Annotated in this window: 18 protein-coding genes and 2 pseudogenes; 9 read left to right on the top strand and 11 right to left on the bottom strand. The window is 33.3% G+C overall.

Annotated elements, in window-relative coordinates:
• Positions 1–34: 34 nt before the first annotated feature.
• On the bottom strand, positions 35–1,132 hold the full coding sequence (gene glf, locus Q4Q47_RS01380) for a UDP-galactopyranose mutase (protein WP_303304862.1): 1,098 nt from the start codon (positions 1,130–1,132) through the stop codon (positions 35–37).
• A gap of 68 nt (positions 1,133–1,200) precedes the next feature.
• Between glf and Q4Q47_RS01375 the strand changes: the two genes are divergently transcribed.
• Positions 1,201–2,244: a beta-1,6-galactofuranosyltransferase gene (locus Q4Q47_RS01375; protein WP_303304861.1), complete on the top strand. Its 1,044-nt coding sequence runs from the start codon at positions 1,201–1,203 to the stop codon at positions 2,242–2,244.
• A gap of 12 nt (positions 2,245–2,256) precedes the next feature.
• On the opposite strand, the gene Q4Q47_RS01370 is transcribed toward Q4Q47_RS01375, so the two are convergent.
• Together Q4Q47_RS01370 and Q4Q47_RS01365 are read right to left on the bottom strand one after the other, a co-directional pair.
• On the bottom strand, positions 2,257–3,300 hold the full coding sequence (locus Q4Q47_RS01370) for a glycosyltransferase family 9 protein (protein WP_303304860.1): 1,044 nt from the start codon (positions 3,298–3,300) through the stop codon (positions 2,257–2,259).
• 70 nt (positions 3,301–3,370) lie between these two features.
• Positions 3,371–4,186, bottom strand: a complete 816-nt coding sequence (locus tag Q4Q47_RS01365; protein ID WP_303304859.1) for a 2,3,4,5-tetrahydropyridine-2,6-dicarboxylate N-succinyltransferase — start codon at positions 4,184–4,186, stop codon at positions 3,371–3,373.
• 310 nt (positions 4,187–4,496) lie between these two features.
• Here Q4Q47_RS01365 and Q4Q47_RS01360 point away from each other — a divergent pair, with 310 nt between their 5' ends.
• The 7 genes from Q4Q47_RS01360 (at position 4,497) to Q4Q47_RS01330 (ending at position 9,019) form a co-directional block, all read left to right on the top strand.
• The gene (locus tag Q4Q47_RS01360) at positions 4,497–4,826 is read left to right on the top strand and encodes a hypothetical protein (protein WP_303304858.1); all 330 of its coding nucleotides are present in this window, start codon (positions 4,497–4,499) and stop codon (positions 4,824–4,826) included.
• 153 nt (positions 4,827–4,979) lie between these two features.
• The gene (gene ruvX, locus Q4Q47_RS01355; protein WP_303304857.1) at positions 4,980–5,390 is read left to right on the top strand and encodes a Holliday junction resolvase RuvX; all 411 of its coding nucleotides are present in this window, start codon (positions 4,980–4,982) and stop codon (positions 5,388–5,390) included.
• 172 nt (positions 5,391–5,562) lie between these two features.
• Positions 5,563–6,153, top strand: coding sequence for a peptide deformylase (gene def, locus Q4Q47_RS01350; RefSeq protein ID WP_303304856.1), 591 nt, complete (start codon positions 5,563–5,565; stop codon positions 6,151–6,153).
• A 55-nt stretch (positions 6,154–6,208) separates the two neighbouring features.
• A complete protein-coding gene (locus tag Q4Q47_RS01345; protein WP_303304855.1) occupies positions 6,209–6,646 on the top strand; it encodes a DUF5606 family protein in 438 nt (145 codons plus the stop codon).
• Between the two features lie 98 nt (positions 6,647–6,744).
• The gene (locus tag Q4Q47_RS01340; RefSeq protein ID WP_303304854.1) at positions 6,745–7,416 is read left to right on the top strand and encodes a Crp/Fnr family transcriptional regulator; all 672 of its coding nucleotides are present in this window, start codon (positions 6,745–6,747) and stop codon (positions 7,414–7,416) included.
• 75 nt (positions 7,417–7,491) lie between these two features.
• The gene (locus tag Q4Q47_RS01335) at positions 7,492–8,385 is read left to right on the top strand and encodes an anti-sigma factor (RefSeq protein WP_303304853.1); all 894 of its coding nucleotides are present in this window, start codon (positions 7,492–7,494) and stop codon (positions 8,383–8,385) included.
• A 73-nt stretch (positions 8,386–8,458) separates the two neighbouring features.
• Positions 8,459–9,019, top strand: a complete 561-nt coding sequence (locus tag Q4Q47_RS01330; protein ID WP_303304852.1) for a TlpA family protein disulfide reductase — start codon at positions 8,459–8,461, stop codon at positions 9,017–9,019.
• An 80-nt stretch (positions 9,020–9,099) separates the two neighbouring features.
• Here Q4Q47_RS01330 and Q4Q47_RS23765 read toward each other — a convergent pair.
• Positions 9,100–9,240, bottom strand: a pseudogene (locus tag Q4Q47_RS23765) (lycopene cyclase domain-containing protein); the annotation flags it as partial.
• On the opposite strand from Q4Q47_RS23765, the pseudogene Q4Q47_RS01320 reads away from it, so the two are divergent.
• Positions 9,184–9,396 (top strand): annotated as a pseudogene (locus Q4Q47_RS01320) (IS3-like element ISPto4 family transposase); the annotation flags it as partial. The pseudogenes Q4Q47_RS23765 and Q4Q47_RS01320 sit on opposite strands and share 57 nt — an antisense overlap.
• An 87-nt stretch (positions 9,397–9,483) precedes the next feature.
• Here the strand turns inward: Q4Q47_RS01320 and fsa are convergent.
• From fsa to Q4Q47_RS01285, 7 genes are all read right to left on the bottom strand, one after another.
• Entirely contained in the window at positions 9,484–10,137 is a 654-nt protein-coding gene (fsa, locus tag Q4Q47_RS01315; RefSeq protein WP_303304851.1) for a fructose-6-phosphate aldolase, read from the bottom strand.
• Positions 10,138–10,404: 267 nt separating this feature from the next.
• On the bottom strand, positions 10,405–11,403 hold the full coding sequence (locus tag Q4Q47_RS01310) for a GRP family sugar transporter (RefSeq protein WP_303304850.1): 999 nt from the start codon (positions 11,401–11,403) through the stop codon (positions 10,405–10,407).
• A 286-nt stretch (positions 11,404–11,689) separates the two neighbouring features.
• Positions 11,690–13,258 carry an ADP-ribosylglycohydrolase family protein gene (locus tag Q4Q47_RS01305; protein ID WP_303304849.1) on the bottom strand — a complete coding sequence of 523 codons (1,569 nt, stop codon included), beginning with the start codon at positions 13,256–13,258 and terminating at the stop codon, positions 11,690–11,692.
• Positions 13,259–13,277: 19 nt separating this feature from the next.
• Positions 13,278–14,219, bottom strand: a complete 942-nt coding sequence (rbsK, locus tag Q4Q47_RS01300; protein WP_303304848.1) for a ribokinase — start codon at positions 14,217–14,219, stop codon at positions 13,278–13,280.
• A gap of 121 nt (positions 14,220–14,340) precedes the next feature.
• Positions 14,341–15,708, bottom strand: coding sequence for a right-handed parallel beta-helix repeat-containing protein (locus tag Q4Q47_RS01295; RefSeq protein ID WP_303304847.1), 1,368 nt, complete (start codon positions 15,706–15,708; stop codon positions 14,341–14,343).
• 11 nt (positions 15,709–15,719) lie between these two features.
• Entirely contained in the window at positions 15,720–17,378 is a 1,659-nt protein-coding gene (locus Q4Q47_RS01290) for a carboxylesterase/lipase family protein (RefSeq protein WP_303304846.1), read from the bottom strand.
• Between the two features lie 325 nt (positions 17,379–17,703).
• On the bottom strand, positions 17,704–19,236 hold the full coding sequence (locus Q4Q47_RS01285; protein WP_303304845.1) for a RagB/SusD family nutrient uptake outer membrane protein: 1,533 nt from the start codon (positions 19,234–19,236) through the stop codon (positions 17,704–17,706).
• Positions 19,237–19,243 lie beyond the last annotated feature (7 nt).

Raw genomic sequence — 19,243 nt, 5'->3', positions numbered from 1 at the left:
TACGCTATAAATAATTTTTAAACAAGAAATAGTATTAGTTAAACTCTTTTTTGGTTTTTTGTAAAGCAGAAGCTATTATTTGATGCATGTCGTAATATTTGTATTCTGCAAGTCTTCCACCAAATATAACATGAGGCTCTTGTAATGAAAGTTCTTTGTACGCCTGATATTTTTTTTGATTCTCATCATTATTAATAGGGTAATAGGCTTCTTTCTCAGGAGTCCATTGTTCGGAGAATTCTTTAGTTATCACGGTATGCTTTTGCTTGCCAAATTCAAAGTGTTTATGCTCTATAATTCGTGTATAAGGAACCTTAGAGTCATTATAATTTACAACAGCATTTCCTTGAAGGTTTTCAGTATTTAATTTCGTATTTTCAAATCGTAACGAACGATATTCTAAGTTTCCATATTTATAATTATAGAATTCGTCTATTTTCCCAGTAAACACTATTTTTTTAGCCATACTACTCAATTCATCTTTATCTTTAAAAAAATCGACGTTGGTCTTTATATCAATACCTTTTAATAGACCGTCAATTATTTTATTATAACCACCAATAGGAATGCCTTGATAAGCATCATTAAAATAATTATTATTAAAGGTATAACGTACAGGTAAGCGTTTAATGATAAAAGCAGGTAACTCGGTGGCTTTTTTACCCCATTGCTTTTCAGTGTATTCTTTTATAAGTGTTTCATAAACATCCTTTCCAATTAAGGATAATGCTTGTTCTTCTAAATTTTCAGGATTTTTAGAACCAAACTCTTTAATTTGACTTTCTATAATTGTTTTGGCTTCCTCAGGTGTTTTCGTTCCCCATAATTGATAAAAAGTATTCATATTAAAGGGTAAATTATAGAGTTTCCCTTTAGATATAGAAACAGGTGAATTTACATAGTTATTAAACGCTGCAAATTGATTTACATAGTCCCAAATAGCCTTATCATTGGTGTGAAATATATGAGCACCATATTTGTGTACATTAATGCCGTCTACATTTTCACAGTATACATTACCACCTACATGATCCCTTTTATCTATAACTAAACATTTTTTTCCTTTTTTAGTCGCTTCATGTGCAAATACACACCCAAATAATCCGGCACCAACAATTAAATAATCATACATTTGTATACTTTTAAAATTTTTTAGCAAAACTAGGATATAAATTATCTACAAAAAAACTTTTCAATATAATGTATTACATTTCCAGAAACTATAAATCGCTATTCAATGCTGCGGGAAAAGCAAAAACAGATTGTGAATTTTCGTTAGAAGCATTAGGGTTTAAAAATCTTGGATTTAAACAATCATCTATACCAAGCTCTGCAATAGGTACCATTAAGAATTTTTTTGGGATTTCGATGGCTTTGTTAAGACTGCCATTTAAATCTGTTTTATGTACACAATACCCTAATAATAAGTTTAGAAAACTGATTCTGTTTTTTGCAAAATTAAAACGTTGTAAAATAATAACAATAGTTCATGATGTAAGATGTTTAAAGGGAAGAATTAAGGATATAAAAGCCGAATTATCAAAAATTGTATGCTCTGATGTTATTATTGTGCATAACGAAGCTATGAAAGCATGGTTTTTGGAACAAAATACGACTATACCTATTGTGGTATTGGGGATCTTTGACTATGTTTCTGAAGAAAAGCCACTTCAAAATAAAGATGTTAATAAAAGTGACACATATAGAATTGCTTATGCTGGGGGATTTGGTGAAGGCAAAAATTCATACATCTTTGATTTTGATATACTGGAACATAGTAAATACAATTTAAAGTTATATGGTATTGGTTTCGATGCTAATAAACGAAAAGTAAGCGAAGAATCATCTGTTATTTTTTATCAAGGAGCCTTTCCATCAGATCAAATAGCCTATAAAATCGAAGCTGATTTCGGGTTAGTATGGGATGGTATATCAACAGAATCTTGTAGTGGAGATTTGGGAGCGTATTTAAAATACAATAACCCTCATAAAACATCCTTATATCTTTTGTCCGGACTTCCAGTAATAGTTTGGGATAAAGCAGCTATAGCTTCTTTTATAGTTGATAATCATTTGGGAATAAGCATTTCAAACTTAAAAGATTTGAATACTGTTTTAGAAAATTTAACGCCAGAAGATTATAAATTAATGAAAAATAATGTTTTAAGTGTTCAAGAAAAAGTAATGAAAGGACAATTTGTAGAAACAGCAGTAAAGAAAGCATTAGAAAGAGTGAATGGCTAATGAATTCTGTTATTACTTTAAGAATGCCTTTAGTTTGTTTGTGAAAAGTTGAGGTTTGAATTTTTTATATAGCTCGGCAGCTTCATTTTTAAATTTCTTTTCAGGTTTGGTATATAGTTCCGGTTTAAAATCTTTTAAATGAACACTGACGTTATTATCATTTTCGAAAAGATTCCAAGTGGCCTTATCTATCCAAGGGGAGTATATAGCAAAAGTTTTAATATTTAAAGCTTTAGCCATATTAATAGCACCACCTTCATTTCCAATTAAAGCATCACAATGATATGTTATGGCTAAAAATTCTCTTAAACTCTTTCCAAAAACATGAAAGTAAATATTTTTTTGAGTTTCTGGTTTACATAAATCAAATATAGTTTTAGCTTCAGTTTCTTGTTTTGGTATGTAATTAAATAATATTTGCCCAGAAGTTTCTTTAACTAAAGTATCAATGACTTCTGCCATATAACTAAAAGGGTACGTTTTCTTTCCACCACTCCCCAACACACTTATCATATATAAAGATTTGCTAAAATCTATCTGATGATTTTCCAAAAAGTGCTTACTGGTAGAAATTTCCTCTTCAGTTAAATATATTTTGGGCTTTATAAATGTTGTTTCAATACCTAAAGGCCCTAGTAATTGCATTCTATTAACAATGGCCAATCCGGCTTTGCCATTATTATTTTTTTCCCTTTTAATATTATAATGGTAAAAAAGGGAGGTATAATATTTATGGTATGAAATTCTAGTTTTCGCCCCAGAAAAAAGACTTATTAAATTACTGGATAATTTAGAATAGACATCAACAACAATATCATACTTTCTATTTCCTACTGACCTAGCAAGTTTTAGAAGTTTAGCCTTACTAAGTTCTGCCTCTTTAGTAAATAAAAGGAAGTTATCAATGTTGGGATTGTTTTCCACAACCGCAACAGTATGCTCATTTATTAGATAATCCAACTGCCCCTTTGGATATTTTAAGCGAAGTGCTTCAAACAGAATACTGCTTGTAAGCACATCGCCAATCATTTTTTGTTGTATGATTAAGATTTTCAAAATTTACAACTTCATTTTTTTTTTACAAACGAGTAAGTACTGAATACTGAGACTGCATACTGAAAACTTATTAAACAGCTACATCATGCTCTCTTAAAGCATCGTTTAGCGACGTTTTTTTGTTAGTACTCTCTTTACGTTTGCCAATAATCAAAGCACAAGGTACATTATAACTTCCAGAAGGAAATTCTTTAGCGTAACTACCGGGAATAACTACAGAACGAGCAGGTACTCTACCTTTGTATTCAACAGGAGCATCACCAGTTACATCAATAATCTTTGTACTCATAGTTAAAACAACACCAGCACCTAAAACAGCTTCAGTTTCAACACGGACACCTTCAACAACGATACATCTAGACCCAATAAAGGCATTATCCTCTATAATTACCGGAGCTGCTTGTAAAGGTTCTAAAACACCACCAATTCCAACACCACCAGATAAATGTACATTTTTACCTATTTGTGCACAACTACCAACAGTAGCCCAAGTATCAACCATAGTACCTTCATCTACATAAGCGCCAATGTTTACATAACTAGGCATTAAAATAGTACCACTGGAAATATAAGCACCATGTCTTGCAACTGCATGAGGAACTACACGAATTCCTTTTTCTGCATAACCACGTTTTAATGGAATTTTATCATGAAATTCTAACGGACCAGCTTCAATCGTTTCCATTTTCTGAATTGGAAAATATAAAACAACTGCTTTTTTTACCCATTCGTTAACTTGCCAACCACCAGTAATTGGTTCCGCTACTCTCAATTCACCTTTATCTAATAAATCTATAACCTTTCTTATAGCTGAAGTTGTTGTTTCTTCTTTTAAAAGATCTCTGTTCTCCCAAGTCTTTTCTATGATTTGTTGTAATTCTGTCATTGATATTTAAATTTTGAGCAAATATACTAGGTATCATTTAAAAAATAGAACGAAAAAGTCATTATATCAATTATGACGAACTCTAAATTTTTCATCGATTGACGCTAAATTTAATAAAAATAAAAGCCCGTTTTTCCTTTGAAAGAAAAAGATAAATCGATGAAATGCATTTTTGCTGTATTTCGTCTTGCTAAATAGGTCTTTAGTCTGTTTATCGATGAAAATTTGTAGCTCCACTACTAATCGAAAATACGTTGGGTTATAACTAATTTTTTGTGTTTGAACTCTGGTATGGATATATATTTGGAATATGCAAACGACAATAAACAGAATGAAAACAAATACTTACATACTATTAATTTTATTACTTTCCTTTTCTTTAGGAGTTGCTCAAAGCGATACTAATAAGATGAAAACTAATAAAGTTATGTCAGTTTATGTAAATGATGGAGAAGTAGTGGTTGCTAAAGATAATGCAGTAGAAACTGTAAAAGAAAATGATTCATTGTTAATTGATGCTAAGGAATTAAAAGAGTCTATTGCACGTACTAGTGATATTAGATTATATCTTAATCGTGTAAGAAATGTTGAAAATATTAAATTGTTATTTCCGAAAATAAATAAGCCCGTTAAGGCTTAAAAAATAGATTTTAAATATTATTAATGTTAAAACGATGTAATAAAGGCTGTCTGAAAAGACAGTCTTTGTTATTTTATTAAATTTTTAAAGATTAAAACCTCGCAGGCTTGCTTCGAGGCAGTTTATTAAACTATTTTTGTATAAAATAGATATATGGCTCGCATTTTAGCAATAGATTATGGTACTAAGAGAACAGGTATAGCTGTAACCGATGAATTGCAAATTATAGCCTCTGGGCTTACCACAGTTAATACAAAAGAGCTTTTAAAGTTTTTAAAAGATTATACCAATAAAGAACAGGTTGAATTATTTTTGGTTGGAGAACCAAAACAAATGAATAATACCGTTTCAGAAAGTGAAATCCATATTCTTCCATTTATAGATAATTTAAAAAAAGAATTTCCTAACATTCCAATTAAAAGAGTAGATGAGCGATTTACTTCTAAAATGGCTTTTCAAACGATGATTGATAGTGGATTGAAAAGGAATCAGCGAAAAAATAAAGCACTGATAGACGAAATTAGTGCTACCCTTATATTACAGAGTTATTTGTATTCTAAATAGTGACTAGTCGGAAACATAGCAAAACTCACCAAAAATAAATCTTTTGATAAAATTAGTCTGTTTCCGACCAGTCACTAAATAAGTAAGACTTCCTTAAGAATAAATTTTGCATAAATAAGACGGTAAATTATAAGTATTAGTATTTTTGCAAATAATAAATACTAAACAAATAATGATTTTACCAATAGTAGCCTATGGCGACCCAGTCTTAAAAAAGAAAGGAACAGACATAACTAAAGCATATCCAAATCTTGATGTTCTTTTAGATAATATGTTTGAAACCATGTATAATGCTTATGGTGTTGGATTGGCGGCACCTCAAATAGGATTACCAATTAGACTGTTTTTGGTTGATACAACGCCTTTCTCAGAAGATGAAGATTTGACTGCTGAAGAGCAGAAAACACTAAAAGACTTTAAGCGTGTTTTTATTAATGCTAAAATAACTGAAGAAGAAGGTGATGAATGGGCCTTTAATGAAGGTTGTTTAAGTATTCCGGATGTTAGAGAAGATGTTTTTAGGCGGCAAAAAATAACTGTTGACTATGTAGATGAAAATTTTAAATCACATACAGAAACTTTTGACGGATTAATAGCTAGAGTTATTCAGCATGAGTATGACCATATTGAAGGTGTTTTATTTACGGATAAACTTTCTAGCTTAAAAAAGCGTTTAATTAAAGGAAGACTAACCAATATATCTAAAGGTAAGATTAATGTCGATTATAGAATGCGTTTTCCCGATCAAAAAAAGAAGCGATAATATTTGCAAGCAATCAATAAACAGTTGATATTTGCCTCTCTTTCAAAAATTAATTATGAGTTTAGATAAAGTATTATCAATAGGTGGAAAACCAGGGTTATATAAATTAATTGCACAAACACGAGGTGGTTTTGTGGCAGAATCGTTAGTAGATAACAAACGTATATCTGTAAGTGTACAAAACAATGTTAGTATTTTAAGTGAAATCGCCATTTATACTTTAACAGAAGAAGTACCATTAAAGCAAGTTTTTGAAAGTATTAAGAAAAAAGAAAATGGTCAACAATCTTCTGTAAATCCTAAAGATAGTAAAGACGTGTTAGAAGAATATTTCTTTGACGTGTTACCCGATTATGATGAAGATAGAGTTTATGCAAGCGATATTAAAAAAGTGATACAGTGGTATAATTTATTGCAAAAATACGATCTGTTGAATTTTCCAGATTCTGAAGAGGATGAAGAAAGTGAACCAACATCAGACGAAGAAAAATAAAACTTAAGACCTCCAAATTTGGAGGTTTTTTTATGCTTTTTTGTAAGCTTCATTAGTCTTTTTCGACTGTAAATGAGATAACAAAAAAGAATAAATTAATGAAATCACTTTGGTTTTTTGATGATGTCAATCTTTTCAAGGTGCTTTGTCCCCACAAATTTAAAACCTACAAAGCGAATCACGATTTTGATGCTTACAAAAAGAAAGACTATATATATTTTGAAGAGGACTCTGCAAACAAAGTATATCTTATAGAAAGAGGTAAAGTCAAAATAGGGTATTATAGTGAAGAAGGGGATGAAGTTGTTAAAGCTATTTTAACACGTGGGGAGTTGTTTGGAGAAACAGCTATTCTTGGAGAGTCTAAGCGAGAAGAATTCGCCCAATCAATTGATAATACTACCAGTATTTGTCCTATAGGAGTAGATACTATGCATGATTTAATGCGAAATAATCAAACCTTCAGCTTTAAAGTGTACAAAGTCATTGGTTTCAAATTAAAAAAATTAGAAAGACGATTACAGTTACTCTTATTTAAAGATGCTAAAACACGACTTATTGAGTTTTTAGATGAGCTGTGCTCTGACTATGGGTACGATTGTGAAAAAACAGGTGATAAAGTGATTCATCATCCATATACACAAAAAGATATAGCCTCTTTAATAGGAACTTCCAGACCGACGTTAAATATACTTTTAAACGAATTAAAAGAGGAAAAAGTGATTCAATTCACCAGAAAAGAAATAAGAATTCATAAAAATATTGCTTAATGTTAGATAGCTAACATTTTATAAAATCTCTGTGTTATAATTTTGAAGTATTAAAAATTTTAAAAAAATAATACAATGATTAAGAAAATGTTTATAATGGCAATATTGTCAATAGGATTACTAGTTAGTTCTTGTAGCAATGATGATGACAATGCACCGTCAACAGCCAGTTTAACGTTAGAGTTAGATGGTTTAGAAGCTTTAGGTGACAAATATGTTTATGAAGGCTGGATAATTGTAAATGGAGCACCGGTTTCAACGGGAACGTTTAGTTCTGTTACATTTCCACAAACTTTTACTGTAGATGCAACTCAACTAGAAAATGCAACAAAATTTGTGTTATCAATTGAGCCGGCAGGAGAAACTGGAACCGCAGCAGAGATGCCTGCGGATACTAAAATTTTAGTAGGTGATTTTTCAGGAGACAGAGCCCCCGTTAATACAGCTATAGTAGGCGATTTTGGTGGATCTTGGGGGAAATCTTTTCTAAGAACTCCAACAGATGAAGTACCGGGAAGTGGTAACAATGGTAACGATCAATATGGTATTTGGTTCGGTACACCACAAGCGGCAGGTCCTCCAACAGCGGGTTTAGGGTTACCTACATTACCAGCTGGATGGAAATATGAAGGATGGGTTGTAGTAGATGGTGTAGGACCATTAACAACAGGAACGTTTACTAGTTTCACAGCTGTAGATGATTCTAATAATTTTAGTGGAACAGAAAATAATGCTGGACCTCCAGTACCAGGTGAGGATTTCTTTAATAATGCACCTGCTGGATTTACGTTTCCATTAGATGTTAGAGGACGTACTGCAGTTATTTCTGTAGAACCAGATCCAGATAACTCTCCAGCACCTTTTACTTTGAAACCTTTAGTTGGTGCAGTGGGGCAAGATACAGCGCCAGCAACTCATGATCTTACATATAGTTCGAATTCTTTCCCTACAGGATGGGCCATTAGATAGGATAAAATTTAGATTATTGTTAAATTTGAGGGCATGGTTTCGATATAGAAACTGTGCCCTTTATTTTATATGTATGTCCAGAAAAAAAATTAGTTTAAAGAATATTATATTTTTAATTATAATTGCAGCCTTAATTATTCCGCAAACCCGGCTGCCTATACAAATTATGTTACATAAAGGACTTGCGCTTTTTGGTCCCTCGGTAATTAAAGATACTAAACAGGCAAACCTAACAAATTATAATTGGAAACTTAAAGGAGAGCAGGGCGCATTTAATTTTGAAGAAACAAAAGGTAAAGTTGTTTTAGTGAATTTTTGGGCAACGTGGTGTCCACCATGCATTGCAGAAATGCCGAGTATGCAAGCCCTTTATAACGATTATAAAGATCGTATTGAATTTATTTTTGTTTCTAATGAAGATGACGCAGTAATCAATCAGTTTTTAAATAAAAATAATTATACTTTTAAAGTGTATAATCCATTAACCAAGTATCCGGAATCTTTTGATGTTACAAGTATTCCACGAACTTTTTTAATAGATAAACAAGGGGATATTGTAATTGATAAAGGAGGTGCTGCAAATTGGAATAGCGATACCGTTAGAAAAACTATTGATGACTTGTTGAAAGAGTAAAATATCTTTTGGTCATCTAAACGGTTCATTATAAATAAATTCAAAAGAATAAGCGTAAATGCGTATACAGTATCTTCAATTGGAATGGTGAATAATCTAATATTCAAATTTTCTGAATCATTATACCAAACGACTTCGTCTACAATAAAACTACCCGTTAATATACCATTTATAAAACTTGGTTCTTGACAAGAAAAAGAAGAGCTATTTCTGAAAATCATATTTTCCATTCTGATAGAGGGGCGCAGTATGCTTCCAATACTATGAAAATGAAAATGGTATTCAATAAAAATAGTAAGATTACTTAATCTATCAGTCGAAAAGGAAATTGTTGGGATAATGCAGTAGCTGAGTCTTTCTTTAAAATATTAAAATACAATGTATCTATCTCGAAGATATTTTTTTACATGCGTTTTCGGAATGGCTCTTTATCCGAATATTTCAGAACCAATCAATCCTAACTATTAATTTCCTTTTTTATAATCTTCTAAAAATTTAGCTAAACCAATATCAGTTAAAGGGTGCTTTAATAAGTCCTTAATTGATGATAGTGGTCCTGTCATAATATCGCTGCCAATCTTAGCACAATGAATTACGTGCATGGTGTGACGAATTGATGCTGCTAATATTTGTGTTTCAAAACCATAATTATCATAAATCTGTCTAATTTCTGAAATAAGATGTAATCCATCAGTAGAAACATCATCCAATCGTCCTAAAAATGGTGACACATAAGTTGCTCCCACTTTTGCAGCTAATAAAGCCTGCCCTGCAGAAAACACCAAGGTCATATTAGTTTTAATACCCTGGCCTGAAAAATATTTACATGCTTTAATACCATCAGCAATCAATGGCAGCTTTACAACTATTTGAGAATTCAAACCTGCCAAAGCTTCACCTTCTTTTACCATATCTTCAAAATCAGTTGAAATAACCTCAGCACTTACATTTCCTTCTACTATTTCACATATCTTTTTGTAATGAGCTATTATGTTATCATCTCCTGTAATGCCTTCTTTAGCCATTAATGACGGGTTGGTTGTTACACCATCTAGAATACCAAAAGCTTGTGCTTCTGCTATATCTTCAAGGTTTGCAGTATCAATAAAAAAATTCATATCTATTATCTATCTTTATTTTTGTAATTTAAATATTCTAATATTTGTTGGCTTATTTTTTTACCTGTAAAGTCAAGTTCATCGTCTAATGCCGTAGCCGTTGTAGAGTATCTAAAGTAATCTAACCTGAATACTTTTCATTACAACTTACAAGATCTTCTAAGCTTACTATTATACCAAATAATGGTATATTTTTTGGAATGATCCTATTTTGATAATGAAGCCTCCTTGGCTTCTATGCTATAAATTATAAGGTATCAATAATCCCTATACGTTTTTAGCCATAATAATTAATGACAAGCCAACAATAAATAACAAAAACATCAAACCTATTAAGGTATTGGTTCCCTTTGGCGCATTTTTAAATTCTTTCCAAATAAATATCCCCCAAATGGCAGCGACCATTGTAGCTCCCTGACCTAACCCATATGAAATTGCGAAACCAGCTTCTCCCGCTGCTATCATATTTAAGAGGAAACCAATACACCAAATGACACCACCTAAGATTCCAATAATATGTAGCTTTGGTGTTCCAACTTTAAAATAGTCCTTATAGGTTACTTTTTCGCCATTTAATGGACGATACATAAAAAAGGTGTTAAATAAGAAATTAGAAATAAATATCCCAATGGAGAATACAAATACAGCTGTATAAGGAGTTAAGAGGCCTGTAGTAGGGTTTGAAAAATCTTCTGACATGGAAGCTGCAACGAATCTATAGAAAAACCCCATTAATACTCCTGCTGCCAAAGAAATCATAATTCCTTTGGTGGTTGCTGCTCCACTTGATATTTTCTTATAAGCCAATGCATCTACTACAATTGCCAAAGCCACAAGGCCTACGCCAGCAAACAATAACATAGGATCCCCAACTGGTGCTGCTATATAATTTACAAGTACCCCCAACACTAAAGCAATTCCAATCCCAACTGGAAAAGCTATGGCCATACCAGCAATATCAATTGCCGCCACTAACAACAAATTAGCGATGTTAAATATAATACCACCTAATAGTGCGTAAAAAATGGCATTTAATGAGGCATCTCCAAGGTTTGGCAGAAATGCTTGCCCACTATTTCCATTGCTCCCTAAAGTTAGTCCAAACACAAGAGATAATAAAATTACTCCCAAGGTATAGTCCCAATAGAAAAGAGGAAAACCCCATTTTTTCGATGCCAATTTTTGTGTATTGGCCCAAGAGCCCCAACATAGCATTGTAATTACACAAAGAAATACTGCTAATTGATAATTTTCGATAATAAACATAATCTTTATTTTGGTTGATACTATTTTTAGTTATTTTTTATTTGAGATGTAAGCTACTATAGCTCCCTGATCTTTTAAATAAAAGAAAATGTCTAAACAAATAAAACTAGTCGGGTGCGCATCAAATGTAATCTCTTTGTCATCGGGGTTTACCTTTTTTGTCAATCCTTTATGACCATACAATCCTTTCTTAACTGACGTGCACAATTCCAATTATAAAAAATAGGATTAGAGCTAGATTCTCTAGGTTTATTTTTTGTTTTAGACTTCATTAATTTATGATACTTTAGAGATTCACCTTAAATGGTTTGTCATCATAAACAATAACATGATTCAATTGAACATATACAAAATCAACAGGATTTAAAATTTTAATTAATACTTTATGTTTCCCTTTTGGCAATTGATACTTCCAGAAAGGCGTAAATCTTCGTTTATTTCTTTCTGTAGGTAAATTAATTTTTTCAACAAGCTTCCCATCAATATACATTTCAGTTTGAAATACATGGTTTTTCCCTCCTGGATTTCTTAAATTGGATGGACCAGCTAATGCAAACCCAATACCTTCGAATTCGAAAGAAATTTCATCCTTAGTTTGAACAGGATATAATTTTTCTTTTGGATAGTGACCTTCAAACGATACTTCCAAGGGTATGGTTTTAGGTTGCTGAATCTTTATAGTAATATCATTGTTAGTGACATTTCCTCCATTTTTAACGATCATATCAAGTGCATGCTTTTCTGATAGTGCATAGGCGTCAATTAGTGAGTAATCGGTTCCCATGAAAGGCAAGTTTTCTACCTTTGTCAAGCCTTGTTTCCAGAAATCAGGAATTTTATTAAACCCAACTATAGAGGCCAAAACACCTCCAGCTGTTGCAGGATTGCAATCAGCATCGTCCCCACATCTAGTTGCAATTTCAAATGTTCGCGTAAAATCACCATCTCCATACAAAAGACCCATTACAACCCACGCAGCATTTATTTTCGCATCAATATTAAAGGGTTGGAATACTCCCAATGGTGACCCAATCTCAGAACTCCATTTACCATTTACTTTATGCCAGGTTGATTTCCAATCATTTGGATCTTCTTTATGCCATTTGATTACATCATTAATACATTTTGAAAAATTACTTTCTGATGGAATCACCTTTATAGATTTATTTACAATGCCTTCTATATCATTAACATCATCAGACACCAGCGCTAAAGCATATAAACTTGCAACAAAAACACCCCCGTAGTACCCATCTCCATAATTCATGATATGTCCTACTTTATCACAAATCTCTACTGCAGAGTTTACCATTCCAGGGTTCATTAGTCCCGCAAAATCGGCTTCAATTTGAAAATCTATATCATCAGCACATGGATTATTTGTCCAATGTCCCGATTCCGGTGGTGTCAGTCCATTTAATATATTATACCTTGCTGATTGATTGGCAAACCAAAGTTTATAATTTGCATTAGCAAAAGAAAGTGCAAACGATTGCGCAGGAGCATCTACACCCTCTTCTTCTATAACTTTCATAAACGACAAATCCATATAAATATCATCATAAGTTCCAGGACGTTCTCTATATTCCACTTCAAGGGAGTTCTCATCCCAATTTAGTTTCTGGTAATCTTGGATCATTGTTGAATTGTATTTAAACTCGGCTGGTAGTCCAAAGGTTACACCAACGGTTTGAGCAACCCAAGCTCCTTTAATTTTGTCTTTAAAAGCATCTTTACTTATTACTTTTTCTTGTCCAATATCTATTGTACTAGATATCTTATTATTCGCTTTTTCTCCACATCCTATTCCAAATAGCAGACCGGAAAACAATACAATTATTGTTGGTTTTTTCATGATTTATGCCTTTTATATTTTATTTTATTTCATTTTGAATGGATAATTTATTCTTACTTAGAAATGCACGAACTTCATCTTCTTTTGGAATAGAAGGTTGCGCACCCATTTTCGTAATGCAAATTGCCGATGCAGCTGAAGCAAATATTAAAGAGTTTTCCCAACTATTCCCACGTGCAATTTCAGCTGCCAAAGCTCCGCAGAATGTATCTCCGGCAGCTGTGGTGTCTACTGCATCAACTTCAAAAGCTCCTAAAGACATACGCTCCTCTCTATTTTTATAAAAGCAACCATTTTTTCCAAGTGTTAATACAACAGCTTTTACTCCCTTGTCTAAAAGTATATTGACAACAGCCTCTTCTCCTATATTTTCAATCTTTCCTCCTGATAATGTTTCGGCCTCAGTTTCATTCACCACTAATATATCAACATTATTCAGAAATGCGTTATCTATCGGCATTGCTGGCGCAACATTTAATATTACTTGGGTTTGATTCTTTTTAGCTAGTGCGCAAGCTTTTTTAACCGTTTCATAAGGTGTTTCCATTTGAAGAACCAATATATCAGCTTCTTTAATGATATTTTCAATACTTAAAAGGTAAGTTGGATCGAGCTTATTGTTTGCACCAGGAGTTATAATAATACTGTTTTCTCCATGCTCGTCTACCATAATTATTGCAGTACCCGAAGCTACCTCATTGACTATTAGTGAAGATGACACATCCAATCCTTCCTTTTTATAATATGCTAAGGCATTCTTCCCGTTTTCATCACCTCCCATGCAAGTTATAAATTGTACATTTGCTCCTAATCTATGAGCTGCCATAGCCTGATTAGCTCCTTTTCCGCCCATGGCCTCCATATATTCTTTTCCAACAATCGTTTCTCCTGGCGCGGGAAATTTTTTAACTTTGGTAATCAAATCTGTGTTTGAACTTCCAAGTATCACTATTTTTTTCATTGTCTACTTTATTATTTTATGGTCACATGCTGTTTGTAATTGATCATCTCTATGGATGACAAGTGTTTTAGCATACTAGTTTTATCTAATTTTATTATATAACCTCAACTTCCTTTTTATTTTAGAGTGCGCCCAGACCTATCGCTGGACTATTTATTTTTAATAAAAAATCCTTTCTGCTAGTTGCATTATCATAATTCAAAAACATAGGATCAGAAAATAAAGGTGAATCACCTGGCCCTTCAAAACCAATATCCAATTCCTCAGCATATGACCAATAAAGATTATTCTCGATGATAGTATTTGGCGTCGCACTTTTTTGTCTACCAACATTAAATACAACCACATTATTTTCAGTAATAATAATATTGTTTCGAACCCTATTCCTAGAATTAGTTTGTGTAATATTAAATACACCCCATTCATTTTCATTAACTTTTCTTCTGATGATCGTATTATTTTCTATACTGAAGTTTGCTCCCTGCCATAAAGCAATAAACTGCTGATAGTCATCACTTACATTATGATGGATCGAAAAATCGAGATACAGTGGGTTTTGATCAATATCAGCCCAAGTTACTTCTATAAACCCCTGACAATCGCGAGAATAATTATGATGGATAGAAATATTTGATTTTGCATACCGAGCATCGTCGATTTCAATAGCGCCACCATCGGCTCCCTCTCCATAACCATCTGGCCCCCAGTTGATATTTGGGTTAACTGCACTGTAATTTATAATCCTGTTATAACTTACTTCCTGATTATCACCACCAAGCCATATAGCAATAGGTCCCCATCCCCATTTTTTTAATACCCGGTTACAATCATGTATATAATTATTTTCAATTTTGGCATAAGGACCATAACTTTTAATTCCGACACCACAATCGTACAGTTCATTATTCCTGACAATGCAATTTTGTGCATTTTTGTCGATGTATATTGCACCTAATTCCCACATGGTTAAAAAGCTTCCCGCATTTTGGGGCAAATTGGCTACTGTATGGTGGAAATACATGTTTTCAACAATAATAAAACTTCCTTTTAACCTAATACAATTTCCATATTGATTGCTTTGTGGTTTAAAAACGGGGTTTGTGAAAGCCGGTGATGGTAGGTTTTTATTGCCATAACTGGTCAATAAGATCGGATTTTCGGCAGTTCCTGAATTATTAATTACTAATACGTCACTGAATTCTGAGCCACGCTTAATCTGTATTTCATCGCCAGGATTTAGTTCTGTCTTCATCACCCTATCTAGTGATTTCCAGGCATTGTCTTCAGATAAACCATCACTTTCATCGTTTCCATTGTTTGAGTCTAGGTAATAGGTGACTGGAGTTTTATCTTTACCCTGTTCAATCCTGTCGGAACAGGCACCACAAAGATTTAAACTCAAAAAAGTAAAAATCAGAATTGTTGAAAATCGTTTATAGAGAGCTGTGTATTTTTTATTTTTTCTTAATTTTTGAAGTAGTTCTAACATATAGAAATAATTTATAATAATTCTCGCGCTTCTCTATCTGGATCAACTTTTAATTCGCTTATATCGTCAAGAATCATTGTTACTCTGTTCTTTTCCGAATATTTTTCCCAAACTGGTAATTTATCACAGTTAGGATTACCAGTTTTCATAAACTGTACCAATGAACTTGCCATTTTCTCTGATAGTTTTCGTGGTCTTGCTCCTCCGCCAGTATGTGTGAGCATCAAATCTGTATTATAAAACCAAAAAGAAATATCGAGACAATGAAATGCACGTAAACGGTTGTTAAATAGTGGAGGTTGCCACCAAAACCAAGCTATATAAACTGGTGCAGATTGTTTCGATTTTATATTGGCCAACTCAACGCTTGGTTTTCTGAACCCATTACTATATATGATCGTCAAAAGCTCGGCAGGTGACTTATTTGGGAATATTTTTGCATAAGCATCCACCATTTTATCTGTTTTGTCTCCTGTATTGGATTTAAGCCTCTCTTTTAGTCCGCCCATAGTTAATTTGTCCAACTCTGATTCATGCATTATAGCTTCATTCATGGTAGAACATATTAGCATAGGAATATCGGCCGCAGTTGGTGCTGCTTCGGGTGAGTATGGGTGCTGTGGTAGATAATATCCATCAACTACAGGGCTGAATCCTCTTCTGTTACCTTGCGTTATTTTTAATCTTAGTTTTTTAGAGGCATTATTGGCTAACTGTATATAATCAAGCCATGGAATATCTTGAAGTTTGTTAATCTCTTTCTTTGAAAGTTGAGCTTCACGAAGTATATAAAGTCCGAGCTTTTCCGAGTATTCTTTTTCGCCCGATTTAATTCCAGCACCACTAAGTACCACTGCTTTGTGAAATAATCCTTTTGCTTTGGGCATAGCGGTCAAGGTTGTAACTTTTGCACCTCCACCTGATTGTCCCATAATAGTGACATTATTGGGGTCGCCGCCAAAGTATGCTATGTTATCTCTCACCCATTCCAGGGCTGCCACAATATCTAGCATCCCAACATTTCCGGAAGCTGCATATTTTTTGCCACCTGCGGATGCAAGGTTAGTAAAGCCTAAAGGCCCTAACCTGTGATTGATTGAACAAAATACAACATCTCCAAAACGGCAAAAATTTTCACCGTTATATTCATCTTGCTCAATGCCATTTCCGTTAGTAAATCCACCTCCATGCAACCACACCATCACTGGTCTCTTTTTTCCGTCATTGTACCCGGGTGTAAACACATTTAATTTAAGGCAATCTTCACTTAAATCGGCATAATTAAGGTGACTTAGAAAGCCGTTAAAAAATGATGCGTATTTTTTTTCCATTATTTGAGGTGCTGAATCTCCCCACCAGATTGCCTGAAACACATCGTCCCACGGTTTGGGTTTTTGAGGAGGCATAAATCTGTTTTTACCAGAAGTATCGGCACCATAGGGCATGCCCAAGAAATAATAAATATTCCTTAGCTTATAACCTTTAACTTTTCCGTATTGGGTTTTGGTTAAAGCAATATTGTCTCCAATTAAAAGCAACTGATCATCTTCATTTTTATTACTCTTATTATCTAATACTGTTTCTGTTACTGGAATCTTTGAAAAACCTAATGTCATTCCTGCGGCACCAGCACCCAATGTAGCTATGAAATTTCGCCTATTTTTTTTCATTTTATATTTTTTTCGTTATCACGATTACAGAATAAAGTCCCGAGTTAAATTACAAGAGTCATAAGCTGTTAAGAAGTTTGTGAATTCTCAGAAACATTTATTCCTAAAATACTTTTTACTTTCTGCTTATGATCTACAATAATCAGAGACATTCCTGAAAATAAACAAAACTGAATGACATCTTTATCTCAGATCATCTCTAATTGTTTATTATCATCAAAACCTTCCAAATTGAAATTTAGACTGTAAAAGCGTACTACTCACAGAGTATCGTGTTAATACGTTTTTTACAGTATTAAATCAATTTTCAACAAACCTTTAATATTTAATAACCTGGATTTTGTTGAAGGTTTGTATTGGCATTAAGCACATTATTAGGAATTGGGAATAACTCCTTATAAGGTTCGGATGCAGGTTTGAATTTCCATGCATCTCCCCACTTGCCAAACCGGATCAGGTCTTGTCTTCTGATTTCTTCAAATGCTAACTCCCGACCTCTTTCTGCTAATAATTCATCTAATGTTAGGGTAGCAGTTGTGTAATTAAAATTACTATTACCATAAGCACGCTCTCTTACCTGATTTACTAAACCTAATGCTTCTTCAGATGCAACACCTCCATTGACTCGCATATTGGCTTCTGCTTTCATTAACAATATATCAGCATACCTAAAGAGGGCAAAATCATTATCCATAGTTTCCCATCCGCTTAATCCTTGAGGTATTTCCCATTTAAAACAGCGTACACCTTCTCCTTCAGGAGATTGATCTAGATTGGTTACTGTTTTTGTAAAGGTTAATTGTCCGCCTTCATATCCCCAAACAGGATCTCCATTGAAATAGAACTGTGGCCCGATTTCCCAACCTTCTATACGCTTATCATTTTGGTCAAACGAATCGTACATCGCTTCAGTCATATTTATACCATTCCAGCACCATGTTCCCTGAAGATCATATTTTTCTAATAATGCCCAATGTAAAGTGTACATATGCATTTGAAAACCGAAATCACCAATAACTCTATCGTGTGGCATTGCCCATATAACCTCTCTAGAGCCTTCGTTTTCAATTATAAAATTATCTGCATAGTTACCTTCTAAAATGTAATTCCCTCCATTTACAATATTATCACACATAGCTATGGCTTCATTATACTTTGGCGTTCCAATCCATTTCTCTGCATTCAAATACATTTTGGCTAATATGGCAAAAGCTACTGGACGAGTACACCTTCCGTAATAATCTGTACTGGGTTTTTCTTGTAACAAAGGGTAGGATTCTAACAATTCTTTTTCTATAATATTGAAAGCTTCTGTGCGAGTAATTTGTTTTGGCAAAGAGGTATCCTCAAAGTCTAAATTAACTGGAATATTACCAAATAAATCAAGCGCTTTATATAAAGCCCAAGCTCTTAAAGTTCTTAATTCTGCAATCATACCCTCCTTCCCGTCAAACTGAGCAGGAGAATTTTTTATCTGATAAATAATTTGATTGCAGTTTGCTACTGTATTAAAACAAATCTCCCAGGATGCACTAATGGAGGCTTGATATGGAGTGAAATTGTGCTTATGAAGATCTCTCCATACACCATTATTGTCTAACGACGAACCGTTTGTGTGAACTGGGAGGACTGCTTCATCAGTTGTTACGACTTCTGTTCCGTACAATCCCCAAAGACTTGTGCCTCTATATCTTAGCCCTGCATATGCACTACCCATCGCTAATGCACATTCATTTTCGGTACTATACCATTCATTGGAATCTATTGATGAATATAACGTTTCATCCAAATTTGTACATGCATTACTAAATAGCATAAGTACAAGTATTGCAATCGTAAATTTTATTGATTGTTTCATATTAAAT

It is taken from the genome of Flavivirga spongiicola (assembly GCF_030540825.1).
Taxonomy (GTDB): Bacteria; Bacteroidota; Bacteroidia; order Flavobacteriales; family Flavobacteriaceae; genus Flavivirga; species Flavivirga spongiicola.
Note: the sequence above shows the minus strand (reverse complement) of the source record. Positions and strands in the feature narration are given on the sequence as shown.